A 24,775-nucleotide genomic window follows, 5' to 3' on the forward strand; every position below is an offset into this window, starting at 1 on the left:
GGAAAAGATCCCACGAATGACCCCTTCTATTAGGAAGGTCACTGTTTAGACGGTGATATCCCAATAAGTGAGGCCGTTACGTGGAACATGTGTGAGCCTTTCTGATAGTTGTTCACCATCAGGAAAAATAAGGTTAGGGGCGATCTCATAGAGCGGATATAACATGAATTCACGCTCTTTTAACCCATAATGAGGTACGGTTAGTCTTGGTGTATTAATAACTTGATGACCGAAAAGCATAATATCGAGATCAAGTGTTCTCGGACCCCAGCGTTCAGCTTTGCGTACTCGACCAAGCTCAAGTTCGATACGTTGTGTATGGTCAAGCAACGTCTCAGGCTCAAGCTCAGTTTCAAGTAGCACCGCTATGTTGAGAAAATCATTTTGATCTTGTGGCCCGAGTGGTTTGGTGCGATAGATAGACGATGTTTTGGCTACACGGCTCTTTGGAATAGCATTTAAAGCTTCAATAGCCTGTTGAGCTTGCTTTAACGGCTCACCAAGGTTACTGCCAATTGCAATATAGACCAATTCCATTCTATGACTCCTGAGTTTTATTAGGCTTACGAGCGCCAGATGAGGATTTACGTGGGCGATGGCGCTTACGCACTGGCGCACTACCTAATTCTGCAATCATTTCACGTTGTTTGGTGTTGTTTGAACGCTGATAATCATCCCACCATATAGCAAGCTCTTGTAGCTCATTTCGACGCTCAACGTTAGCTCTTAATTCTAATAAATCAAATGCAGCACGGAACTTAGGGTGCTCCATTAATTTATTGGCGCGACGCCCTTGACGACGAGGTAGACGTAATTGTAGTTGCCAAATATCACGCATGGTTGTGGTGATCCGTTTTGGTATGGCAATCGAACGGCATTGATCGTCAAGAATATCATTCATCGCGAGTGCAAAGGCATCGTAGTAAGCTAGGCCACCTTCTTGAGATAACTTTTCAGCATGTTCAGTAACCGGATACCATAACATGGCTGAAAATAAAAATGCAGGGTTAACGCGCTTATCATTTTTTAGTCTAAAATCAGTATTTTTGAGCACTTGCTCAATGATTTTTTCCATTGGAGAATCATTGTTGCTACTAAAGCGGCTACTAATAACCGGAAAGAGTTGCTCAAATAGATGATACTCTTTTAGCATCTGGTAGGTTGCGTAGCCTTGTCCGGCTTGTAATAGCTTTAATGATTCTTCAAAAAGCCTTGCGGAAGGGATATCGCGTAATAGCGGAGCAAGACGTTCGATAGGTTGAGCCGTTTTTGGCTCAATTCGCATATTGAGTTTACAGGCAAAGCGTACCGCACGTAACATCCTAACAGGATCTTCACGATAGCGCGTTTCAGGATCACCAATTAGGCGGATAATACCCGCTTTAAGATCGTTTAATCCCCCGACATAATCACGAACAGAAAAATCATCGATATTGTAGTAGAGGCTGTTAACAGTAAAATCTCGACGGATAGCATCTTCTTCGATTGAACCGAAAATATTATCGCGTAGCAACATACCATTTTTGGCTTGCTGAGAGAGATTTTTGTCTTCGGATTCATTTTGGTCATGATGGCCGCGGAAAGTCGCCACTTCAATCACTTCAGGCCCAAACATAATATGAGCGAGGCGGAATCGACGACCCACCAACCGACAATTACGGAATAATTTACGAATCTGTTCTGGGGTTGCGTTAGTGGTAATATCGAAATCTTTGGGTTTTTTACCAAGGAGTAAGTCACGCACGCCGCCGCCAACAAGATAGGCTTCAAAACCACTTTTATTTAGGCGATAAAGTACCTTCAAAGCATTATCACTAATATCACTGCGTGAAATAGTATGCTCTGAACGCGGAATTATGGTGATGTTTTCATCCGTATCAGTCGTCATTGTCTCTGGTTTCTCTGCCTGAATGCCGGCACGCTTGGAATGACGAACCGTGGTTTTTGTTTGTTTAGTGTTCTGCTCTACGGACTTTGCTATCGCAGTATCAGAATAAGTGACTGGCCTTTCACCGGCTGCCTGTGCGTCACGCGTGTCCTTGTCATTTCGCGATAAAATATTGCGGCAGAAATTTGCTACTCGGTTAAAAATAGTACACCTCGATATCGTTACTAATATTCATTAAACAAAATAAGCGGCTAATCATAGCCTACTGGCCTTTCTTTGAGAATGCTTAAACGCATAAAAGTCATTTTCAGTTATAAGCATCATCAATAATATCATGAGATGGGATCGCTTTGAGTTGCCATTTATCGGTTGCGATTTTTAAAATCTCACTCGTGCTTAAGTCCCGCCAATGCTCGATTGAAGGCTGATTTAACAACTTTAACGCATGGCATATTACTGGGCGAGGATCTGTCATAGGTAGTGCTGTAGCATGATTTTGCTTTGAGAGCTTATTATTATCATGATTTAGGATTAATGGTAAATGGGCATAATCAGGAATGGGTAATGAAAGATGGTGATATAACGAAATTTGCTGTGAGGTGGCGGGGATGAGATCGGCTCCTCTGATCACTTCCGTGACATTTTGATAGTGGTCATCAACAACCACGACTAAATGATAAGCAAACAAGCCATCTTTTCGATGAATAATAATATCTTCTTCAGCAATATTGGCTTCAGTGTAAATTTCTCCTCTCAATCGATCCGTAAACTGGTAAACAGGGTGGGTTTGTTTTAAGCGAATGGCAGCGTCGTGATTAGGCAGGTACAAATTACGGCAGTGCCCATCATAATGCCCTTGCAGCTCTTTTATGCGTTGACGTGAACAGGTGCAGTAATAACTTTTTCCTTGCTGACGCAGGCTATCTAATGCGGCTCGATAAGCATCATGACGTTTTGATTGATACAGTACAGGCTCATCCCAATACAGTTGGTAATGTTCCAATGTTTTTAAAATGTTTGCAGCAGCTCCAGGCACCTCTCTGGGCGGGTCAATATCGTCAATACGCACTAGCCATTTACCTTGCTGGGCACGAGCTTGCAAATAGCTACCTAAGGCAGTAACAAGAGAGCCAAAGTGAAGATTACCAGAGGGAGAGGGTGCAAAGCGACCAACATAGGATGACGAGGGGATCTTCATTATTAGACTTCCTTATAACGGCGCAATGTGAGGTGCGCCGTTAAGGACTCCATAATTAGCGATTAGCCAGCCATTTGCTTTTCGCGAATTTCTGCTAATGTTTTACAGTCGATACACAAATCTGCGGTAGGGCGGGCTTCCAAACGACGGATACCGATTTCCACTCCACAAGATTCGCAGAAGCCAAAATCATCTTCTTCGACTTTCTTCAACGTTTTCTCGATTTTCTTAATCAACTTACGTTCACGGTCCCGGTTGCGTAATTCAAGGCTGAATTCCTCTTCCTGGGCTGCCCGATCAACAGGATCTGGAAAGTTAGCCGCCTCATCTTGCATATGAGTAACTGTCCGGTCTACTTCATCCCTGAGTTGATTGCGCCATGCTTCGAGAATGAGCTTAAAATGCGCCAACTGGGCTTCGTTCATGTACTCTTCGCCAGCCTTTTCATGATAGGGCTCAACCCCGGCAATGGCGAGAATGCTTAAGGACGATGTCTTACGTTTTTGCCCTTCTTGCATAATGCTTCTCCTACACACGCAAATTTCACAAAACCCCAAAGGGGGAAAAATTAAGGTCGCTATAAATAGCAGAAGAGTGCCCTCTTGGCAATCGTTCATGCAATGAGTTTTGTAATGCTGTGAAGGCGCGCGTGTTTATTCCTTTTTAAGCCCCCAGAACCCATTCGTCCTCGCTTTGTTAAGCGATATAACGACCATTATTTAACAGCTATAAACTTAATGTTTTTACCCAATAGCATTTTTTGTGTATTGATATCTACGTGATAACAAAGAACTTCGACACCATTTTCGATAGCTTCACCCAAAAGTTTTGCGTATTGCTTATCAATATGAGCCGCAGCCGAAACTTCGTAGATTCCCGTATGCAAAACTGCAAACAACAGTATGGCTCTTTTTTTTTCTTTAGCAATTACTGTTAATTCACGTAAATGTTTTTGTCCTCGCTCAGTGACGGTATCAGGGAAAAAACCGCAATTATTTTCCAGTAAAGTAACAGATTTAACCTCTATAAAACAATCAGGTAACCCATCACCAGATAAAAAGAAATCAATACGACTATTTTCAGAGCCATATTTCATCTCAGGCTTTATTACACTATATTCGGATAATTCTGGAATGTTATTTTGTGACAACGCTTCCGCGACTACCTGATTTGCGCGTAACGTGTTAATACAGATGAGATGATCTTGCGAGGTTTGTGTGAGTTCCCAGCTATGGGGATACTTTCGTTTTGTATTATTTGATGTTGAATACCAAATAGTATCCCCAGGTGTCGCGCAACCCGTCATCGCACCCGTATTTGCACAGTGAATGGTCATCACACGACCTTCAGGCGTGATGACGTCTGCTAAAAACCGCTTGTAGCGTTTAATCAGTGTGGCTGGCTGTAACGGGGGAATAAACTCCATATCGTCTCCGCAATAAGTCTTCAGAAAATAATCGGCAATGCTACAATCTTTATCAGCAAATGTTAAACCTCATTGGAGCTATCATCCGCGTGTTACCTATTCATGACGTTAGTAATTCCTTACTCACTGCTTTAGAAAAGTCACCCCAAGTTCTACTGCATGCCCCAACTGGTGCGGGTAAATCCACTGTTTTACCACTAATTATATTGAACAGTGGTGTGATTGAGGGGCGCATTATCATGCTAGAACCACGCCGTATTGCCGCACGTAGTGTTGCTATGCGTTTAGCTGAGCAATTAGGTGAAGAAATCGGTCACACAGTAGGGCTACGTATGCGTTCGGAAAGCCGAGTGAGCTCAAATACGCGTATTGAAGTCGTGACTGAAGGTGTTTTGACCAGAATGTTGCAAAGTGACCCAATGTTAGAAGGGATTGGTTTAGTCATTCTCGATGAATTTCATGAACGCAGTTTGCAGGCGGATCTAGGGCTAGCACTATTGTTGGATACACAACAGGCATTACGCGATGATTTAAAGATTTTATTAATGTCAGCCACTTTGGATGACCAAGGGTTGAACCGGTTGTTCCCAAATGCACCTATTGTGATATCAGAAGGGCGTACTTACCCCGTTGATCGATATTTTTACCCTATAAATAGCAATAAACTATTTCATAAAGAGGTCGCTAATGCGGTCTGGCAACTGTGTCAAAGAGAGAAAGGGTCGTTGTTACTGTTTTTACCTGGGGTAGGTGAAATTGAGCGAACACTGACAGAACTCTCCTCAATAGTGAGTGAGGACATACTTTTATGTCCGATGTATGGTGCACTGTCTATAAAAGAGCAGCAACTGGCTATTCAAGCCGCGCCAGCAGGGAAGCGTAAAATTGTTTTAGCAACGAATATTGCAGAAACCAGCCTTACCATTGAAGGCATTCGGTTGGTCGTTGATAGTGGTTTTGAACGAATAGGGGTTTTTAACCCTCGAACGGGGCTGACTAAACTGGTTAAACAAAGGATTAGCCAAGCTTCTATGGTGCAGCGAGCAGGGCGAGCAGGACGTTTAGAGGCGGGGGTTTGTTGGCACTTATTTAGCCAAGAACAGGCTGAACGCGCTGCGAAATACAGTGAGGCAGAGATATTACACAGTGATTTAAGCTCCCTATGGTTATCGCTGTTGCAATGGGGTTGCCAAGAGACGGAGCAGCTACAATGGCTGAATGCACCACCTCGCCCCGCGATTGCCGCCGCTAAAGATTTACTGTACCGATTAGAGGCTGTCGATATACATGGGCAATTAACGTCGGTAGGTCGTGGAATGGCCGAGTCAGGCAGCTCGGTGCGGACAGCGGCGATATTATATCAGGCTCAACAAAGTCAGAACGATGAGGTCGTTAAGCTAGCCGCTTTACTCGTGGCTATTTTAGAAGAGCCCCCTCGTCAGGGAAGATGTGATATTCACGACTATTTAGAAAGACCAACTGAAAATTGGTGTCGACGTGCTTCCTTGTTGAGTGGCCATAAAGTGACGGCTGCTGTAGGAAAAGCACATGCTTTAATTAGTGAGTGGTTACCTACTTTGCTAGCCGTTGGTTTCCCTGATCGGATAGCCAAAAATAGAGATAATCAAGGTCGTTATCAATTAGCGAGTGGGTTAGGTGCATCGTTAGATGAGAAGGATACATTATCAGGTCGAGAATGGCTGATTGCACCTATGCTATGGCTGCCAGAAAGCTCAGCAGATGCAAAAATAGCCTTAGCGGTTGCGATTGAAATAGACAATTTGCGAGAGGCATGCCCCCATTTATTTTTTCAACAAGAAACGGTGGAGTGGGATGAACAAAAAGGCACATTGATAGCTTGGCGGCGGCTGCAATGTGGCCAATTAGTGGTACATTCAGAAAGATTGACCAATCCTGATAGTAAACAGATTGAACAGGCATTGTTGCATTGGTTACGCCAGAATGGTTTGAGTAGTTTGGATTGGCATTCTTCTGCTCACCAGCTACGTATTCGTTGCCAATTGGCGAAACAATGGTTTCCTGATGTCGTTTTGCCGGATGTTGATGATGCGACCTTGTTGGATTCGTTAGAGTCTTGGCTAGCACCTTATCTCAGAGGTATTACTCATCGTAAACAACTGCAAGCAATTGATGTCGGAGCACTCTTAGCGCATCGTTTAGATTGGCAGCAGAAAAAATGGTTAGATGATGCATTACCGACACATTATTTATCAGGCTCAGGGAGTTCTGTGAATATTCATTACTCTTTAGATAAAGCGCCGATGATGGAAATTCGTATGCAAGAAATGTATGGACAAGCCTCTAACCCAACCGTTGCTCATGGTAAGGTGATTGTGGCGGTGTCTTTATTGTCACCTGCAATGAGGCCATTACAAATTACCCAAGATTTGGGCGCATTCTGGCAAGGCAGTTATCGTGAGATACAAAAAGAGATGAAAGGTCGCTACCCAAAACATTTATGGCCAGATGACCCTGTTAATACGCGACCAACGAATAAAACTAAAAAAGCGCTAAATAACATTGAAAAGCATTAAATGAATGCGAATAGAAAAATACAGCGCTAAATATACTCGAAACGCGCTGTAAAAAAGCGTAACCGCTTGGGTTCATAGGTAAATCTAAGCCCTTTCATTTTTTCTTTTTGTTGGTATAAGTGAATAATACCGTTAGCAACCCAATCTAAATGTGCATAGGTATAGACTCTACGAGGGATGGCCAAACGAACGGTTTCCAGTGCTGGTCGAAGGTTTTCCCCTGTTTTTTTATCTCGTCCGTCCAAGATAATACCGCGTTCCACGTTACGTACAGCGGTTTCAAGGTAGATACTTGCAGATAAGCTTTGTGCTGGAAATTGATCTTGTGTTAAGTGTGGACAAAAACGCGGAGCATCTAAAAAGACGCCATGTCCACCAATAGGTTCAATAATAGGAACATTCGCGGCTTGCTTTTCAGCTCCGCATCCTTGATGTGTCGGAATGACTATTTAAATCCAAAGAGCTGCTGTACGGCGTGTTCAAGTTGATAAAAGTTTTGACTGCCAGCATAGGACTCATCTCCAGTCATCAAACTTGCCCACGGTTTGTCAGACATTGTATTCGTCCCACTGTCAGTCAATAAGTCGATGTAAATATCTTACGAACGTAACAGAAAAGGATTATAGCCAGCTTCATGAATTTTTATTTTGCCTGCTTGTCGCGACAATATTGATAGTGTTTCAACACTCTTTATTCGGTAAGGTTCTACTGGATACAGCATAATAACACTCCACAGGTTAATAAATTATTTAAAAAACACTTCATTGGTTATTTTTGATTAGAAAATAATTTATGAAAGTTGAAAATATTCTTTTTTTATTAGTAATCTATAAGACATTTTGTTTTTTTTGGCGTGTTGGTATGTCGCTGGCGATTTTTGGGATAAAATTCAGTGGAGCCTATGCAGCGAATGATAAAGATAAGTGCGAAATGAGGTTGTTTTGTGCTCTAATAGATATCTGCGACGGATGAATAATGTCTCGCAAGGTAACGTAATGAAATGTAATTAAGAGCTTTCTTCTGTGAACACTTGAGTATATTGAGTCAAAATCACGGGAAGTCAGTGCAGAATTTGGGTGATATGGAGCGACCATGTCCGGTAAAGATTTAGAACCAATCGGTAGACGTAAAAAACCGTCAACCAAAAAGAAACAGCTAAATTCACGTCGCCGCCGTGACGACTATGATTATGATGAAAAGTTATTTGATGACGATGATATTGATGAGCAAGACCTCGATGATGAAGAGGGCGAGCTAATGGCTAAGAAAAAAAATAACGGTAATAAAAACCGCCGACCAAAGAGTAAATGGCGTTGGTTTTGGTTGCTCGTTAAAATTTTTATTGTCCTTGCCGTGTTACTTGGCGCTTATGCATTTTACCTAAACCAGCAAATCAAGGAACGCCTTGATGGCAAAGTTTGGGATTTACCTGCTGCTGTATATGGCCGAATGGTTAACCTTGAACCAGGCATGGATTATAGCCAAGCTGAAATGGTGCGTTTACTTGAAGGTATGCAATACCGTAAGGTCACCAAAATCACCAATTCAGGTGAATTTTCAGTAAAAGGCAATACGATTGAAATTCTGCGTCGCCCATTTAATTTCCCTGATCAAAAAGAAGGTCAGATATTGGCACGTATGGTATTTGATCAAGGGATGCTGAAGAAGATCGAAAATATGGAAAATGGCCGTTCATTTGGTTTTTTCCGTTTAGATCCGAAGCTCATCACGATGATGCAATCGGCTAATAATGAGCAGCGCTTAGTTTTACCTTTGTCTGATTTTCCTGAGTCTTTGGTGAAAATTCTACTTGAGACTGAAGATCGTTACTTCTATGAACACGATGGGGTAAGCCTTTACTCAATCGGTCGAGCAGTAGTCGCGAACTTAGTGGCAGGTAAATCTGTGCAAGGGGGCAGTACTTTGACGCAACAGTTGGTAAAAAATCTATTTTTAACCAATGAGCGAACCTTTAAGCGCAAAGCTAACGAAGCCATTATGGCTGTGTTGTTGGATTACAACTATAGCAAAGACCGTATTCTCGAATTGTACCTGAATGAAGTTTTCTTAGGGCAAAACGGTAATGATGAAATTCGTGGTTTCCCATTAGCAAGTCTGTATTATTTTGGACGCCCAATTAATGAGTTAAGTTTAGACCAGCAAGCTCTACTTGTTGGCATGGTGCAGGGCGCGTCAACTTATAACCCTTGGACGAAACCGGAAAACGCGACAAAACGCCGTAACATTGTGTTGAAAATATTGGAAACTCGCCATGTTATCGACAATGAAATGTATCAAGTTCTTAGCGCACGTCCTTTAGGTGTGAAACCAAGGGAAGGTTTGGTCGCTTCTCAGCCTGCTTTTATGCAAATGGTTCGTCAGGAACTGAATGAAAAATTAGGTGATAAAGTTAAAGAGCTGTCAGGCGCTAAAATCTTTACCACGCTAGATCCTGTCGCGCAAACAGCAGCAGAAAATGCAGTTGAAGCCGGGGTGGCTCAGTTACGTAAAGATCGTAAGCTAAATGATATTGAAGGTGCGATGGTTGTGGTTGACCGCATTAACGGTGAAGTCCGAGCGATGGTAGGCGGTTCACAGCCGCAATACTCTGGTTTTAACCGTGCACTGAATGCTCGCCGTAACATCGGGTCATTAGCGAAACCGCCCGTTTATTTAGCCGCATTGAATGAGCCTGACCGTTTTCGTTTAAATACTTGGCTGAAAGATGAACCTTTATCGGTGAAAGTCGGTAACCAGACGTGGAAACCGAGAAACTATAGCCGTAATTTCACTGGTGGAATGATGTTGGTTGATGCACTCGCAAAATCACAAAATATTCCAACCGTCAATTTAGGGTTAGAAGTCGGCCTTGATCAGATCGTGAATATTTTTGTTCGTTTAGGTGCTCCAGCCGCGGCGATAGAAAAAGTCCCCGCGATGCTACTTGGTGCTGTAAACCTAACGCCAGCTGAAGTGGCTCAAATATATCAAACGATCGGTGGTAATGGTAACCGCGCTAAATTGTCTGCGCTGCGCTCTGTTATTGATGGTGATGGAACTGAAATTTATCAAAGTTACCCATCTGCGGAACGTGCAATACCTTCACAAGCGGCTTATCTCACCCTATACGGTATGCAACAAGTGGTTCAACAAGGCACAGGGCGCGTCTTACTCTCCAAGTTTGGCAAATACAACCTAGCTGGGAAAACAGGTACCACAAACGATTTACGTGATAGCTGGTACGCTGGAATTGACGGTAAAGAAGTCGCGATAGTTTGGATTGGTCGAGATAACAATGAACCAACACAATTAACAGGTTCAACTGGTGCTTTGAGGGTCTATCAACGTTATTTAGATAACCAAGCCCCACTGGCTCTGTTTAATCGTCCTCCTGAAGGGATCGTTGATATGAAAGTCATGCCAGATGGCCAATTTAACTGTTCAGAGTTTGGTGGTGGCCGTGTTCTACCGATCTGGACAGATAATCCTGATGCTTTATGTCAGTCGTCTTCGCATCAAGAACCTGTGTGGGATTTGAATAATCATGCCGAGCCAGCACAAGATGATGCGCCTGACTGGGTAAAAGAGATGTTTGGAAATAATTGATTGAATCTCTTGCGCTATCAAGAATCAAAAATGCCCCTGTTAAGGGGCATTTGAGGTTGTTGACAAAGCGGGATAAAAGCGTGGTTTTTCCCGCTTTGTGTTATCAGCCGAAAATCAATAAATTGATTTTCCTCGTTTATTTTCAAAACCTATTCGACTTGCCGCCAAATATAATAGGTTTGTCCGCAGTCTGAAATGCCCCTGTTAAGGGGCATTTTTATTTGCTGCAAGAAAATTAAGCAGCAGCCATTTTAGCAAAGGCAGCTTCTGCGGCTTCGATTGTTTTTTCAATGTCTTCATCGCTATGCGCAATTGACATAAATCCGGCTTCGAATGCAGAAGGGGCTAAATAAATTCCCTGTTCTAACATGAGGTGGAAGAAGGTTTTAAAGCGTTCAACATCACACTTCATGACGTCTTGGTAGCAAGTGACGGTTTTAGCGTCAGTGAAGAAAATACCAAACATACCACCTACATGGTTGATGACCAGTGGGATACCTTGCTCTTTCGATACGCGCTCTAAACCACGAGCTAATTTTTCGGTAAGCTCGGTGAGTCGAGCGTGAACCCCAGGCTGAGAGACTTCATTGAGGCAAGCTAATCCAGCCGCCATCGCTACAGGGTTACCCGACAGTGTACCTGCTTGATATACAGGGCCAATAGGGGCTAGCTTCTCCATAACTTCATAGCGGCCACCAAATGCGCCTACAGGCATACCACCGCCAATAATTTTACCTAAGCACGTCAGGTCTGGCTGTACATTGTAGTAGTCTTGTGCGCCGCCCAAAGCAACACGGAAGCCAGTCATCACTTCATCAATAATCAGTAATGCATTAAATTCATCGCACAATGCACGTAGACCAGGTAAAAACTCAGCCGTTGGCGGCACACAGTTCATGTTGCCAGCAACGGGTTCCACGATCACACAAGCAATTTCTTCTGGGTAATTTTCAAAAGCTTGGCGGACAGATGCAAGGTCATTATAGGTACATGTTAGTGTATGTTTAACGAAATCCTCGGGCACCCCCGGAGAATTGGGTTCACCCATGGTTAATGCACCTGATCCGGCTTTGACGAGCAGACAGTCAGCGTGACCATGATAACAGCCTTCAAATTTAATAATTTTATCTCGGCCGGTGTAGCCACGCGCAAGTCGAATAGCACTCATTGTCGCTTCAGTTCCTGAGTTCACCATACGGATCATATCGATAGAAGGCACTAACTCACAAACTAATTTAGCCATTTCAACTTCAGCAGCCGTTGGGGCGCCAAAGCTTAAGCCTTTGTTGACCGCTTTGATTACGGCATCGCGGACAGAAGGATGATTATGGCCGAGCACCATTGGGCCCCATGAGCCGACATAGTCGACATAAGCTTTACCATCAACATCAAAAATATAAGCGCCGTCAGCACGTTCAATGAACAGAGGTGTACCGCCAACGCCGTTAAAAGCACGGACAGGTGAGTTGACGCCGCCAGGGATAAGCTGTTGCGCTTCATTATATAGGTTTAAAGATTGGCTCATGCAGGGCTCCTGAATAGGGACTGATAAATAAGCTGAATAAAATAGTGGCTCTATTCTAAAGCACTGAACCAATTAAACCAAATCCATTGATTGCTATGCACAATGTGTTGAATTATGTCACAGGGCTTGAATCAATGACTAAGCTGGCGGATAATTAGCTCATTGATCTGAGTAGGCTATCTGCTTACACTGAATTACCGCTTGATCGGTCTGGAGTACAAAATGAGTGATGATGCAGCTCTGCCATTGCAGTTTACTGATGCGGCAGCAATTAAAGTAAAAGACTTAGTTTCTGATGAAGACAACCCAAACCTGCGTCTACGTGTTTACATTACCGGTGGTGGTTGTAGTGGTTTCCAGTATGGCTTTACTTTTGACGACCAAATAAATGATGGCGATATGACGATCGAAAAACAAGGTGTTGCCTTAGTTGTTGATCCAATGAGCCTACAGTATTTAGTTGGTGGAAGCGTTGATTATACTGAAGGCCTAGAAGGTTCTCGTTTTATTGTCACCAACCCAAATGCCAAATCGACATGTGGTTGTGGTTCTTCATTCAGCGTTTAAAACCTACCTGTTGAGAGGGGAATCCCCCTCTCACTCATTTATTGTCTGGGTATAGTTGTTCACACAAAGATTGCGCCGCGAATAATGCACGTGGTCCAGCGCGATGAAACCAATCTTCATTTAAACGGATAATAGGGATAGGCAGTTGTGTCTGCCAAAATTGCTGTACTGCGTTTTCTTGTGTTGGATCCCCACTCATCACGATCACTTCAGGTTTTCTAGCAAGAACTTGCTCTCGACTCACTTGAGGCCATGGTACTGCACTATTTTTAAAGATATTGTCACCGCCACACAGGGAAACGATATCGTTTTGAATCGTGTTATTACCTGTGCTAAATAGAGGTTGGGTACCGAGTTGAATAAATACCGACTTTTTAGGCTGTGCTTGTTGTGCATAGCGTTGTTGTAATTGGTGGAGTTGTTCACGCATGCCAGCAACAGATTGTTCTGCAATCTGAGGTTTTGGACTGTAATTCGCTAGTTGTTCTACGGCAGAAATGACGGACTCAATATTATTTGGGTCAAAATAGATAATTGGAATCCCTAAAGCGGCGAGCTGGTCTAGAGGACGCTGGGGGTTACCTCCTCGCCACGCCAAGATCAAATCAGGTTTTAATGCAATGATTCGTTCGACATTGATGCCCTGCCAATCAGACACTTGTTCTAATTGTTTAGCCTCAGCCGGATAGTCAGAATAGGCACTGACAGCAATTAAACTTTCTCCTAAGCCAGCCGCATAAGCTAACTCAGTATTCGCCGGTGAAAGACTGATCACACGATGTTTTGTCTCTGCAATGACTGATGAGTTAAAAAATAAGAGTAGCAATAAGGCCAGTATCGCTCTGAATGCATTGAAGGGCCATTTCATGGGATGATTGCCTTTAAAAGTAACAAAAAAGCATAAATATTAAGCATTTATGCTTTTTTATATTGAAAAAGATTAAGCTAATTCAGCTAAAATAGCCGCTATCATCAATGATGATTGACGTGCTGCAACAGGTAAAAACTCCTCAAAGCTGGTGTGCGATTCTTTATCTGCTACATCTGAAATGGCTCGTACAACGACAAACGGCACCCCAAATTGGTGGCAAACTTGGCCGATAGCGGTTGCTTCCATCTCAACTGCGGCAACATGTGGGAAATGCTGTTTAATGCGCGCTAAAGGCTCAGAGCCATTAATAAAGGCATCACCACTGCACACAAGGCCGCGTACCGCGTTCATATTTAGCTGCTGAATACATTTTTCGGCAAGGCTAATCAAGTTTGCATCTGCAATAAAGGCGGGTGGGCATTGTGCCATTTGACCATATTCATAGCCAAAAGCAGTGACATCAGCATCGTGATAGCGAACTTCGGTTGAAACCACGATATCACCGACATTAAGTTTGGCATCTAAACCGCCAGCAGAACCCGTGTTAATCACAATATCCGGTTGGCAATGTTCGAGGAGTAAAGTTGTACCGATTGCTGCTGCAACTTTACCTATACCTGATTTTAGTAGTGCAACATCAACGCCATTAATTTTTCCTGTATAAATTTCGCAGCTAGCGCGGCTAATTGTTTGGCAGTTTTCAATTTGTTCACGCAGGATGGCAACTTCCTGCTCCATTGCACCTATGATACCGACTTTCATTATGTCATACTCGCTGTTGATTAATTAGACACTTAAGGTTGAGATGGCTAAAGTGTAGCATTGAACGGCCTATTTTCTCTGCCTTTTATTTTAGTCTGTACAGAAAGGATGAGGAGTTGGCGTGAGCGCAATTAATTTTCTGACTAAACTGAATTATCAACGGAACTATAATAGTTCGAAAAGCCCTAAAATCTCAGCTCACAATGAAGATGCGGTCAATCGTCAATTTGAGAGCGATAGAGGGCGTATCATCAATTCAGCAGCAATTCGTCGTTTACAGCAAAAAACGCAAGTTTTTCCATTAGAACAAAATGCTGCTGTACGTAGCCGTTTGACTCATTCATTAGAAGTACAGCAAGTTGGGCGTTATATCAGCAAAACCGTTTTACATGAACTAAAAAAGAAAAATTTGTTAGAGAAATATGGTTTAGAGGAACGTTGTGATGCTTTTGAAAGCCTCGTGGAAATGTCATGTTTGATGCATGATATTGGTAATCCGCCTTTTGGGCACTTTGGTGAAGCGGCAATCCAAAGTTGGTTTAGCCAGCTTCTTGCTCCTCAATATCAATTCACTCCTGAATCTCCAGATCCTTGCAGGATTGCGGCAATGCGTTTGACAGGGGATGAGCGACTCGACCTATTCCGTCGGCAATTAAAACAGGATTTGTGCTCTTTCGAAGGGAATGCACAAGGAATACGCATGGTTCATCGCTTGCTGAAATTGAACCTGACTTATGCTCAGGTTGGGGCAATTCTGAAGTATACCCGTGGCGCTTATGATCTCGAGCCTATTCCTGAACAGTTTGATTATTTAATGAAAAAGCCCGGTTATTACTGGTCTGAGTTACATTTTATTAATGAACTAAGCCAAAAGCTTGATATGGAGAAATATTGCCGTTTTCCTCTTTCTTATATCATGGAAGCCGCTGATGATATCTCTTACTGTATTGCTGATTTAGATGATGCGGCGGAAAAAGGTATTTTTACCGTTGAGCAATTAATTGATTATTTACAAGCAGAGTGGGGAACGGTCAAAAAAGGTGACTTATTTGATGAAACAATCATGAGTGCTTTTAATAATATCAGTGATAATCATACGAGACGTATTCAGCAAGACCAATTCTTTATGTATTTACGCGTCAATATTACTAGCAAACTGGCTCGTTACAGTGCTCAGCGTTTTATTCAAAACCTCCCTGAAATCTATGCAGGACGTTTTAATAGTGCGTTACTCGAAGATAAAAGCCCAGAACATCGGCTACTAAAGGTTTTGAAAACGGTGGCATTCAAGCATGTTTTCAGCCATCACGAGGTGGAAGAGCTTGAGTTGCAAGGTTATCGTATTATCGGCGGGCTGCTAGATTTTTACCGTCCATTATTGATGCTAGATAGAAACGATTTCGCCTCATTAGTTGAAAATAACTACCATAAACAATTTTTTATCGAGACGCGTTTATTTCATAAGCTCTCTAATAAACATCGATTGTCATACAGCGAAGCGATTGAAGGTATCTGCGCAACCAATGAAGTAGAAAGATCGATCCTTGAATTTTACTACCGAGCGCGGTTAATTCAGGATTATATCAGTGGAATGACTGATCATTATGCCTATGAAGAGTACCGTAAAAGTACGGTGTCTAATTGAATGTTTATTTATGCGCCATAAGCGGATTTTCGACGGAAAATGCAGCGATTTATTTAGAAATAAGTTGATAAAAAAGAACAAAATAATAAAAAAATATACGTTAAGTGAAAAAGTGATAACTCATCTTGGCAAAAAAACTGCTATTATAGGCGCGCTTTTTACTTCACATCTAACATGCGAGTAAATAGCGCTTTTTTGAAACAGAGAAAGCAAACAAAATTATCTTCTAAAACTTAACGCCTCGTAGTGACGAATTATGGCCCAATTTTACTCGCCAAACCGCCGTACCACCCAACGCCGTCAAATAACGGTTACAATTGATAGTTTAGATGCTTCAGGCCAAGGCGTTGCGCGCTCTGATGGCAAAGCTATTTTTGTTGCGGGGGTGCTACCTGGGGAACAGGCTCAGGTCGAACTGGTTGAGGAAAAAAGTCGCTTTGCAAAGGGCAAAGTCATTAAACGATTCAATACCAGTCCACAACGCGTTAAGCCGCAATGCCGTTATTTCAATCAATGTGGTGGCTGCCAGCAGCAACATGTTGATATTTCATTACAAAGAGAAAGCAAAGCACAAGCATTGCAACACTTGATCGCGCGTGAAACAGGCGTGATAAAAGAAGCGAAGCCGATTATTTTTGGTGAGCCTTATGGTTATCGTCGTCGGGCGCGTCTAGGGCTGCAATACCATAACAAAAGTCAGCATCTTTTGATGGGATTCCGTCAAACTCAATCGAATACACTGGTGGACATCAAACAGTGTCCAGTGTTACATCATGATCTTGATAAGCTGCTCCAACCGTTATCTGACTGTTTAAATCAGTTAAAAGTAGCTCCAAAACTTGGCCATGTTGAACTGATCCGTGCGGATAATAGCCTGATCGTGTTACTTCGCCATCTTGCCCCCTTAGCATCTTCAGATAAACAACAGCTTAAGCATTTTGAAAGCGTGTATGGGGTCTCTGTTTGGTTAGCAGGGGAGGATCATCACTTACAGCCACTGAGTGAAACCGCCGTTTTACCTGAATATCAAGTGGCTGGAGAAACCTTGCAGTTTAGTCCATTAAACTTTATACAAGTTAATGGTGAAATTAACCAAAAAATGGTTACCCAAGCTCTTGAATGGCTTGAGCTGAGCCCTCATGATCGTGTTTTAGACTTATTTTGCGGTATGGGAAATTTTACCTTACCAATAGCGAGGCAGGTAAAATCAGTCATTGGGGTTGAAGGTGTCGAAAATTTAGTCAAACAAGCTCAGAATAATGCTGAGCGCAATTTAATTGCTAATGCGACCTTCTATAATGAAAACTTAGAGGCGCAAATCCATACACAACCATGGGCAACTGAAGGGTTTAATAAAGTGCTTTTAGACCCTGCTCGAGCAGGGGCCGCTGGTGTAATGGAACATTTAGTTAAACTGATGCCCGAAAAAATTGTCTATGTTTCTTGTAACCCCACCACTTTGGCGCGGGATAGCAAAGTTTTGCTTGAGGCTGGATATCAGTTAATACAATTGCGGATGTTGGATATGTTTCCACATACCAGCCATCTGGAATCAATGGCGCTATTTATCAATAGCCCAGAGGGTTAACAGGTAGGGAGAATATATGGTTGCTGTAAGAAGTGCACATCTTACCCCAGCAGGTGAGTTTGCCCCTGAAAAATGGGTAAGCGGACTGGGGCTAAATAATCCACAATCAGAACAAAAGCTCATCCATACCTGGCAGTATTGTCATGATAAATTAGCAGGGCAAGAAATAGCCGCTTTATTGCTATGGCGTGGGATTGAAATGACGGAAATTCTGTCAACGCTGAGCATGGATATTGGCAGTCTACAAGCGGCATTACTATTCCCATTAGTTGAAGAGAATCAGCTAGATGAACAAGCTGTCATCGATGATTTCGGTAAATCGATTTATGAGCTTGTTAAAGGCGTCTTGGAAATGGATGCGATCCGTCAATTAAAAGCAACTCAATCAGCGGAAACGAGCTCTGTTCAAGTCGATAACGTTCGTCGTATGCTTTTATCGATGGTGGAAGATTTTCGCTGCGTTGTCATCAAACTTGCAGAAAGGATTGCACATTTACGAGAAGTTAAAGATGCAACCGAAGATGAGCGCGTACTGGCAGCAAAAGAGTGTTCAAATATTTATGCGCCATTAGCCAATCGCTTAGGAATTGGTCAGTTAAAATGGGAATTAGAAGACTTCTGTTTTCGTTATCTGCACCCAGAAGAATACAAAAAAATTGCGAATCTATTGCATGAACGCCGTATCGACCGCGAAGACTACATTGATAATTTTGTGAGTGTTTTGCGTAAAAAAATGCTGAAAGAAAATATTCAAGCAGAAATTTATGGGCGTCCTAAGCATATTTACAGCATTTGGCGCAAAATGAAGAAAAAATCGCTGGCATTTGATGAATTGTTCGATGTCAGAGCTGTACGTATTGTGGTGGAACGTCTTCAGGATTGCTATGCGGCATTAGGAATTGTTCATACCCATTTCCGTCATCTACCTGATGAATTTGATGATTATGTTGCCAACCCCAAACCAAATGGTTACCAATCCATTCATACAGTGGTGTTAGGGCCGAATGGAAAAACGCTGGAAATACAAATCCGGACTCGACAAATGCATGAAGATGCAGAGTTGGGGGTAGCCGCACACTGGAAATATAAAGAGGGTGCGACTGGTATAGGCAAAGGTAGCAGTTATGAAAACCGTATTGCGTGGTTACGTAAACTGATCGCATGGCAAGAAGAAATGGCTGATTCAGGTGAAATGCTTGATGAAGTGCGTAGCCAAGTCTTTGATGACCGTGTCTATGTGTTTACGCCTAAAGGTGATGTGGTTGATTTGCCTGCCGGCTCAACACCGCTTGATTTTGCCTACCATATTCATAGTGATGTTGGACACCGCTGTATTGGCGCTAAAATTGGTGGCCGTATTGTGCCGTTTAGCTATCAATTACAGATGGGCGATCAAATTGAAATTATTACCCAAAAACATCCAAACCCAAGTCGTGATTGGCTGAATCCTAACTTAGGTTATGTCACAACGAGTCGTGGTCGCGCCAAAATTCATAATTGGTTCCGTAAGCAAGATCGTGACAAAAATATCCTAGCGGGACGTCAAATTCTTGATAACGAATTGGCGCATCTTGATATCAGTATCAAAGAAGCCGAAAAATTGCTGATTACGCGCTATAACGTTCATTCCCTTGATGAAGTCCTTGCCGGTATTGGTGGCGGTGATATTCGTATCAACCAGTTAGTCAACTTCTTACAAAGTAAATTTAAGAAGACCACAGCCGAAGAAGCTGATCGTGAAGCACTAAAAACACTGGAAAGTAAAACGGCAGCACCACGTCCAACATCTCAAACTAACAGTAGTGGACGAGTTGTGGTCGAAGGGGTTGGTAACCTTATGCACCATATTGCGCGTTGCTGCCAGCCAATTCCCGGTGATGATATTGTCGGCTTTATCACTAAGGGAAGAGGGATCTCAATCCATAGTGTTGATTGTGAACAGCTTGCTGAGTTACAGAGTCATGCACCAGAACGTTTAGTTGACGCGGTCTGGGGAGAAAACTACTCCAGTGGCTATTCGCTAGTCGTACGTGTTGTCGCTAACGATAGAAGTGGATTATTGCGTGATATCACTACCATTTTAGCGAATGAAAAAGTGAATGTACTCGGCGTGAGCAGCCGTAGTGATGTTAAGCAGCAGTTAGCCACGATTGATATGACGATTGAGATATACAATCTGCAAGTCTTAGCGAGAGTGTTAGCGAAACTCAATCAACTACCAGATGTGATTGAAGCCAAACGCCATTCACAATAATAGGTTTTAGTGAATAACCCAAGATCCCATGTTATCCTTTGATTCATGGGATTTTTTATATTTAAAGGTCAAAAAATATGAGTTCAAGCACACCACAAATTGAACGTTTACTGGATATCATGGCAAAACTGCGTGATCCGCAAACAGGTTGTCCATGGGACACTCAGCAAACGTTTAAAACCATCGCACCGTATACGCTAGAAGAGACATATGAGGTGATTGATGCCATTGAACGCGAAGATTTTAACGACTTAAAAGGGGAATTAGGTGATCTGCTCTTTCAAGTGGTGTTTTATGCACAGATGGCTAAAGAGCAATCACGATTTGATTTTGATGATATTTGCCAAGCAGTTAGTGATAAGCTAGAACGGCGCCATCCACATATTTTTGACGCCGAAAACCACCCTGATAGTGATGCTGCACTGGCTGGATGGGAAAAACGTAAGTCTGCTGAACGCGCACAAAAGGCGCAATTTTCGGTACTTGATGATATTCCAAGCGCATTACCTGCATTAATGAAAGCGTATAAAATACAAAAACGTTGCGCGTCGGTCGGTTTTGATTGGGATACACTCGGTCCTGTGGTCGATAAAGTGCGTGAAGAGTTGGATGAAGTGATGGAAGAGGCTACTCAAGTGGTTGTTGATGAACAGCGCCTAGAAGAAGAAATTGGCGATTTACTGTTTGCTACTGTGAATTTATCTCGCCACCTAGGCCATAAGCCCGAAATGGCGCTAAACAAGGCCTGCCAGAAATTTGAAAAGCGTTTTCGCCAAATTGAGTCACGCCTTGCACTAGAAGGTAAAACCACAGAAACCGCAACGCTTGAGGAGATGGAACAGCATTGGCAGCAAATTAAGCTCGCGGAATAACTGTTGTTTGTAATTTCATACCAACAAAATATTCAGTGGGCATATCTTCTTTGTGATGCAAAGCGATAAGTGATTATCAGGGTTTTCGTAAAAGTATAACGAGTTTGACTGACTTAGCTGTCGTAGAAAATGAACGTAAAATAACGGAGGCGATTGCCTCACTGCAAATTACTCGTGTTTTTGTCGCTCATCGCCCAGAAAGGATAAAATCGGCAGATAAGGTTTTTAATCTGCAATTAAATCGCTGGGTGTCACCGTATGATTGATTATCTTGTTGGGAAAATCACCACTGCGGTAAAGCACACCGCTGTTAACCTATAATGTGTGCTTAATACATGTCAGATTGCCGCTCTTTTATCCGCATCATACAAAAAATTTCACCTAATTTAATAAAACCATCTTAGTTCTCGCTAGTTTTGCTGAAAGGATTTAGCTTTTGCGAAAAATATGCTAGCCTTAGAAGATGTTTCTATGGGGAGACATGGAATTGAAGAGAGATGAAGTGTTAAGAGTGGCATGATAACGCAAATTTGCTAACCTAAAATAGGTATATGATGAGTGAACTCACATTGCTATTTTACTTTAAGGAAAACTGTTTTTAAGCGGCCGTATCTTGAAGACTAGGCTAAGCAAAGTCACTTAATAGGTTAAACAGCTTGAGTCTCGCACTGTTGCTGTTTGCATGTTAATCAACCTTGTTTGGGGCTAGAAAATATTTTTTATTTTAACTAGCTGATATTAATGGAATATAGAGGAAAGTTAACCTTATTATGCTTAGAACATTTGTAGCGAAATTAAGGTTCGGGTATACTGTTTTCCCGTCCTGTTATATCCATCATCTTTTAAACCTAAACTTTCAGGTTCAGCATGAAAACTAATTATATTTTTGTGACCGGCGGGGTCGTATCCTCTCTGGGTAAAGGCATTGCCGCAGCCTCTTTGGCGGCTATACTCGAAGCCCGTGGACTCAATGTCACCATTATGAAACTGGATCCGTACATCAACGTTGATCCTGGTACAATGAGCCCAACCCAACACGGGGAAGTTTTCGTAACAGAAGACGGCGCTGAAACTGACTTGGATTTAGGTCATTATGAGCGTTTTATCCGTACCAAAATGACACGCCGTAATAACTTTACGACTGGCCGTGTTTATTCAGAAGTACTACGCAAAGAGCGTCGTGGCGACTATCTAGGCGCAACTATCCAAGTCATCCCTCATATCACTAATGAAATCAAAGACCGCATTATCCGTGGTGGTGAAGGTCATGATGTTGTTCTCGTTGAAGTCGGCGGAACGGTTGGTGATATCGAATCTCTACCATTCTTAGAAGCGATTCGCCAAATGGCGGCTGAAGTTGGTCGTGAGCGCACTTTATATCTACATTTAACGCTAGTGCCTTATCTGGCAGCAGCAGGCGAAGTTAAAACGAAACCGACTCAGCACTCAGTAAAAGAGCTGCTCTCTATCGGTATTCAGCCTGACGTATTGATTTGTCGTTCAGACCGCGTTATTCCTGCGAATGAGCGTGCGAAAATTGCTTTGTTCTGTAATGTTCCTGAAAAAGCCGTTATTTCACTGAAAGATGTTGATTCTATCTATAAAATCCCTGGTATGTTGAAATCACAAGGCTTGGATGAATACATCTGCCGACGTTTCAACTTGGATTGCCGCGAAGCGAATCTTTCTGAATGGGAACAAGTCATTTATGAAGAAGCTAATCCTACTGGTGAAGTTACCATCGGTATGGTTGGTAAATATGTAGAATTACCCGACGCTTATAAATCCGTGATTGAAGCGTTGAAACACGGTGGTTTAAAAAATCGCCTCACCGTCAATATTAAACTGATTGATTCTCAAGATGTAGAAACACGTGGCGTTGAACTGTTAAAAGGCTTAGATGCAATTCTCGTTCCTGGTGGATTTGGTGAACGTGGCATTGAAGGTAAAATCATGACAGCGCGCTATGCACGTGAAAACAAAGTGCCTTATTTAGGTATTTGTTTGGGAATGCAGGTTGCTTTAATTGAGTTTGCACGTAATGTTGCCAACATGGAAGGGGCGAACTCAACTGAGTTTGATGCGGAGTGTAAATATCCGGTTGTTGCGTTAATTACTGAATGGCGTGACGAAAATGGTAATCTAGAGGTGCGTTCTGAAGAGAGCGATCTTGGTGGCACGATGCGTGTAGGTGGTCAACCATGCCACTTAGTGAAAGACAGCTTAGTTCGTGACATGTATGGCGAAGATACAATTATTGAACGTCATCGTCATCGTTATGAAGTGAATAATATGCTGCTAAAACGCATTGAAGATGCTGGTTTAAAAGTTGCAGGTCGTTCAGTGGATAATAAACTGGTTGAAATTATTGAAAATCCAAACCACCCATGGTTTGTAGCATGCCAGTTCCACCCTGAATTCACTTCAACACCAAGAGATGGTCACCCATTGTTTGAAGGTTTTGTTAAAGCCGCTGGTAGCTACCAGAAAGGTGAGTTGAAATAAGATATGGCGGGATAGGTCAATGGCCTATCTCCCACAATTTAACTTGTACTGAGGAAAACCTAATGTCCAAAATCGTTAAAGTGATCGGTCGTGAAATCATTGATTCTCGTGGTAACCCAACTGTAGAAGCTGAAGTTCATTTAGAAGGTGGCTTTGTTGGTTTAGCTGCTGCGCCATCAGGTGCATCTACAGGTTCTCGTGAAGCACTGGAGCTGCGTGATGGTGATAAATCACGTTTTCTGGGTAAAGGTGTTTTGAAAGCAGTTGCGGCAGTGAATGGTCCAATTGCAGAAGCGCTGATCGGTCAAAATGCGAAAGACCAAGCAGCTATCGATAAGATCATGATTGATCTGGATGGCACTGATAACAAATCTAAATTTGGTGCAAACGCGATTCTGGCTGTGTCTTTAGCTAACGCAAAAGCAGCCGCTGCGGCAAAAGGTATGCCTCTTTACGAGCATATTTCTGACCTGAACGGTACTCACGGTCAATATTCAATGCCTCTGCCAATGATGAACATCATCAATGGTGGTGAGCACGCTGATAATAACGTTGATATTCAAGAATTCATGATCCAGCCTGTTGGCGCTCCTACGCTGAAAGAAGCTGTTCGTATGGGTTCTGAAATTTTCCATCACTTAGCTAAAGTACTGAAGTCTAAAGGTATGAATACAGCTGTGGGTGATGAAGGTGGCTATGCACCAAACTTAGAATCTAACGCTGCTGCTTTGGCTGCGATTAAAGAAGCAGTTGAACAAGCTGGTTATATTTTAGGTAAAGATGTTACTCTGGCTATGGACTGTGCGGCTTCTGAGTTCTACAACAAAGAAACAGGTAACTACGAATTGAAAGGTGAAGGTAAAACCTTTACTTCACAAGAATTCACTCATTACCTAGAAGGTCTGACCAAAGAATACCCAATCGTTTCTATCGAAGATGGGTTGAACGAATCCGACTGGGATGGTTTTGCATACCAAACTAAAGTACTTGGTGACAAAATCCAATTGGTTGGTGACGATTTGTTCGTTACAAATACCAAGATCCTGAAAGAAGGTATCGAGAAAGGCATTGCTAACTCTATCTTGATTAAATTCAACCAGATCGGTTCTTTGACTGAAACTCTGGCTGCAATTAAAATGGCGAAAGATGCGGGTTACACTGCTGTTATCTCTCACCGCTCAGGTGAAACTGAAGATGCAACCATTGCTGACCTAGCAGTTGGTACCGCAGCGGGTCAAATTAAAACAGGTTCTATGAGCCGTTCTGACCGTGTTGCTAAATACAACCAACTGATCCGTATTGAAGAAGCTCTGGGTGAGCGTGCGCCATTCAATGGTTTAAAAGAAGTTAAAGGCCAAGCGTAATTAGATATTAGGCTCAGTCATTAAAGAAAACGGGAGGCTCAGGCTTCCCGTTTTTTTATTCAATATATTGAATCGTTGTAGGGATTCCGCTTATCTGTCGATAAAAGCGATAATTTTTTATGTATCAAATGAAAAAATAGCTAAATTGC

18 protein-coding genes and 1 pseudogene are annotated in these 24,775 nt (G+C 42.6%); 10 read left to right on the forward strand and 9 right to left on the reverse strand.

Translation table 11 applies throughout. The annotated features are described in order from the left end of the window. Positions 1 to 45 precede the first annotated feature (45 nt). The 5 genes from folK to sfsA all read right to left on the reverse strand — a co-directional run bounded on the left by folK (position 46) and on the right by sfsA (position 4,512). A complete protein-coding gene (gene folK / locus P2E05_RS05430; protein ID WP_154622204.1) occupies positions 46 to 537 on the reverse strand; it encodes a 2-amino-4-hydroxy-6-hydroxymethyldihydropteridine diphosphokinase in 492 nt (163 codons plus the stop codon). Between the two features lies 1 nt (position 538). Further along, positions 539 to 1,888, reverse strand: coding sequence for a polynucleotide adenylyltransferase PcnB (gene pcnB, locus P2E05_RS05435; protein ID WP_208852759.1), 1,350 nt, complete (start codon positions 1,886 to 1,888; stop codon positions 539 to 541). Positions 1,889 to 2,195: 307 nt separating this feature from the next. Then, on the reverse strand, positions 2,196 to 3,086 hold the full coding sequence (gene gluQRS, locus P2E05_RS05440) for a tRNA glutamyl-Q(34) synthetase GluQRS (protein WP_154622203.1): 891 nt from the start codon (positions 3,084 to 3,086) through the stop codon (positions 2,196 to 2,198). A gap of 62 nt (positions 3,087 to 3,148) precedes the next feature. Beyond that, positions 3,149 to 3,604, reverse strand: a complete 456-nt coding sequence (gene dksA / locus P2E05_RS05445; protein WP_004922522.1) for an RNA polymerase-binding protein DksA — start codon at positions 3,602 to 3,604, stop codon at positions 3,149 to 3,151. A gap of 197 nt (positions 3,605 to 3,801) precedes the next feature. Next, positions 3,802 to 4,512, reverse strand: a complete 711-nt coding sequence (sfsA, locus tag P2E05_RS05450) for a DNA/RNA nuclease SfsA (protein WP_154622202.1) — start codon at positions 4,510 to 4,512, stop codon at positions 3,802 to 3,804. A 59-nt stretch (positions 4,513 to 4,571) separates the two neighbouring features. On the opposite strand from sfsA, the gene hrpB reads away from it, so the two are divergent. Continuing rightward, positions 4,572 to 7,067, forward strand: coding sequence for an ATP-dependent helicase HrpB (gene hrpB / locus P2E05_RS05455; RefSeq protein WP_269723757.1), 2,496 nt, complete (start codon positions 4,572 to 4,574; stop codon positions 7,065 to 7,067). 26 nt (positions 7,068 to 7,093) lie between these two features. Here the strand turns inward: hrpB and P2E05_RS05460 are convergent. Further along, positions 7,094 to 7,788 (reverse strand): annotated as a pseudogene (locus P2E05_RS05460) (beta-eliminating lyase-related protein). A 371-nt stretch (positions 7,789 to 8,159) separates the two neighbouring features. Here P2E05_RS05460 and mrcB point away from each other — a divergent pair. Further along, on the forward strand, positions 8,160 to 10,673 hold the full coding sequence (mrcB, locus tag P2E05_RS05465; protein ID WP_154623410.1) for a bifunctional glycosyl transferase/transpeptidase: 2,514 nt from the start codon (positions 8,160 to 8,162) through the stop codon (positions 10,671 to 10,673). Positions 10,674 to 10,908: 235 nt separating this feature from the next. On the opposite strand, the gene hemL is transcribed toward mrcB, so the two are convergent. Beyond that, positions 10,909 to 12,198 (reverse strand): glutamate-1-semialdehyde 2,1-aminomutase, encoded by a 1,290-nt coding sequence (hemL, locus tag P2E05_RS05470; RefSeq protein WP_154623409.1) that lies wholly within the window; start codon positions 12,196 to 12,198, stop codon positions 10,909 to 10,911. 222 nt (positions 12,199 to 12,420) lie between these two features. Here hemL and erpA point away from each other — a divergent pair, with 222 nt between their 5' ends. Further along, on the forward strand, positions 12,421 to 12,765 hold the full coding sequence (erpA, locus tag P2E05_RS05475; RefSeq protein WP_154623408.1) for an iron-sulfur cluster insertion protein ErpA: 345 nt from the start codon (positions 12,421 to 12,423) through the stop codon (positions 12,763 to 12,765). A 34-nt stretch (positions 12,766 to 12,799) separates the two neighbouring features. Here the strand turns inward: erpA and btuF are convergent, their stop codons facing one another. Then, complete coding sequence (gene btuF / locus P2E05_RS05480) at positions 12,800 to 13,633, reverse strand: vitamin B12 ABC transporter substrate-binding protein BtuF (RefSeq protein ID WP_154623407.1); 834 nt, start codon at positions 13,631 to 13,633, stop codon at positions 12,800 to 12,802. 72 nt (positions 13,634 to 13,705) lie between these two features. Continuing rightward, on the reverse strand, positions 13,706 to 14,398 hold the full coding sequence (gene mtnN / locus P2E05_RS05485; protein WP_154623406.1) for a 5'-methylthioadenosine/S-adenosylhomocysteine nucleosidase: 693 nt from the start codon (positions 14,396 to 14,398) through the stop codon (positions 13,706 to 13,708). A gap of 121 nt (positions 14,399 to 14,519) precedes the next feature. Here mtnN and dgt point away from each other — a divergent pair, with 121 nt between their 5' ends. The 7 genes from dgt (at position 14,520) to eno (ending at position 24,626) form a co-directional block, all read left to right on the forward strand. Further along, positions 14,520 to 16,043, forward strand: coding sequence for a dGTPase (gene dgt, locus P2E05_RS05490; protein WP_163860832.1), 1,524 nt, complete (start codon positions 14,520 to 14,522; stop codon positions 16,041 to 16,043). 256 nt (positions 16,044 to 16,299) lie between these two features. After that, the gene (gene rlmD / locus P2E05_RS05495; protein ID WP_269723758.1) at positions 16,300 to 17,631 is read left to right on the forward strand and encodes a 23S rRNA (uracil(1939)-C(5))-methyltransferase RlmD; all 1,332 of its coding nucleotides are present in this window, start codon (positions 16,300 to 16,302) and stop codon (positions 17,629 to 17,631) included. Positions 17,632 to 17,647: 16 nt separating this feature from the next. Then, on the forward strand, positions 17,648 to 19,885 hold the full coding sequence (relA, locus tag P2E05_RS05500; RefSeq protein WP_154623404.1) for a GTP diphosphokinase: 2,238 nt from the start codon (positions 17,648 to 17,650) through the stop codon (positions 19,883 to 19,885). 77 nt (positions 19,886 to 19,962) lie between these two features. Then, positions 19,963 to 20,757 (forward strand): nucleoside triphosphate pyrophosphohydrolase, encoded by a 795-nt coding sequence (mazG, locus tag P2E05_RS05505; protein ID WP_154623403.1) that lies wholly within the window; start codon positions 19,963 to 19,965, stop codon positions 20,755 to 20,757. 104 nt (positions 20,758 to 20,861) lie between these two features. Then, positions 20,862 to 21,023, forward strand: a complete 162-nt coding sequence (locus P2E05_RS05510; RefSeq protein WP_154623402.1) for a secretion ATPase — start codon at positions 20,862 to 20,864, stop codon at positions 21,021 to 21,023. Between the two features lie 601 nt (positions 21,024 to 21,624). Then, complete coding sequence (pyrG, locus tag P2E05_RS05515; RefSeq protein ID WP_154623401.1) at positions 21,625 to 23,262, forward strand: glutamine hydrolyzing CTP synthase; 1,638 nt, start codon at positions 21,625 to 21,627, stop codon at positions 23,260 to 23,262. 62 nt (positions 23,263 to 23,324) lie between these two features. After that, a complete protein-coding gene (eno, locus tag P2E05_RS05520; RefSeq protein WP_272657923.1) occupies positions 23,325 to 24,626 on the forward strand; it encodes a phosphopyruvate hydratase in 1,302 nt (433 codons plus the stop codon). The last annotated feature ends 149 nt before the right edge of the window (positions 24,627 to 24,775 follow it).

The sequence above is a fragment of the Providencia stuartii genome (genome assembly GCF_029277985.1).
Lineage (GTDB): Bacteria > Pseudomonadota > Gammaproteobacteria > Enterobacterales > Enterobacteriaceae > Providencia > Providencia zhejiangensis.

Excerpts from the sequence above, each read along its gene's own strand:
- mrcB (WP_154623410.1), top strand. The coding sequence starts at position 8,160 with ATGTCCGGTAAAGATTTAGAACCAATCGGTAGACGTAAAAAACCGTCA.
- sfsA (WP_154622202.1), bottom strand. The coding sequence starts at position 4,512 with ATGGAGTTTATTCCCCCGTTACAGCCAGCCACACTGATTAAACGCTAC.
- eno (WP_272657923.1), top strand. The coding sequence starts at position 23,325 with ATGTCCAAAATCGTTAAAGTGATCGGTCGTGAAATCATTGATTCTCGT.
- hemL (WP_154623409.1), bottom strand. The coding sequence starts at position 12,198 with ATGAGCCAATCTTTAAACCTATATAATGAAGCGCAACAGCTTATCCCT.
- btuF (WP_154623407.1), bottom strand. The coding sequence starts at position 13,633 with ATGAAATGGCCCTTCAATGCATTCAGAGCGATACTGGCCTTATTGCTA.
- mazG (WP_154623403.1), top strand. The coding sequence starts at position 19,963 with ATGAGTTCAAGCACACCACAAATTGAACGTTTACTGGATATCATGGCA.
- relA (WP_154623404.1), top strand. The coding sequence starts at position 17,648 with ATGGTTGCTGTAAGAAGTGCACATCTTACCCCAGCAGGTGAGTTTGCC.
- pyrG (WP_154623401.1), top strand. The coding sequence starts at position 21,625 with ATGAAAACTAATTATATTTTTGTGACCGGCGGGGTCGTATCCTCTCTG.
- dksA (WP_004922522.1), bottom strand. The coding sequence starts at position 3,604 with ATGCAAGAAGGGCAAAAACGTAAGACATCGTCCTTAAGCATTCTCGCC.
- rlmD (WP_269723758.1), top strand. The coding sequence starts at position 16,300 with ATGGCCCAATTTTACTCGCCAAACCGCCGTACCACCCAACGCCGTCAA.
- folK (WP_154622204.1), bottom strand. The coding sequence starts at position 537 with ATGGAATTGGTCTATATTGCAATTGGCAGTAACCTTGGTGAGCCGTTA.
- gluQRS (WP_154622203.1), bottom strand. The coding sequence starts at position 3,086 with ATGAAGATCCCCTCGTCATCCTATGTTGGTCGCTTTGCACCCTCTCCC.
- hrpB (WP_269723757.1), top strand. The coding sequence starts at position 4,572 with ATGTTAAACCTCATTGGAGCTATCATCCGCGTGTTACCTATTCATGAC.
- mtnN (WP_154623406.1), bottom strand. The coding sequence starts at position 14,398 with ATGAAAGTCGGTATCATAGGTGCAATGGAGCAGGAAGTTGCCATCCTG.
- pcnB (WP_208852759.1), bottom strand. The coding sequence starts at position 1,888 with ATGACGACTGATACGGATGAAAACATCACCATAATTCCGCGTTCAGAG.
- erpA (WP_154623408.1), top strand. The coding sequence starts at position 12,421 with ATGAGTGATGATGCAGCTCTGCCATTGCAGTTTACTGATGCGGCAGCA.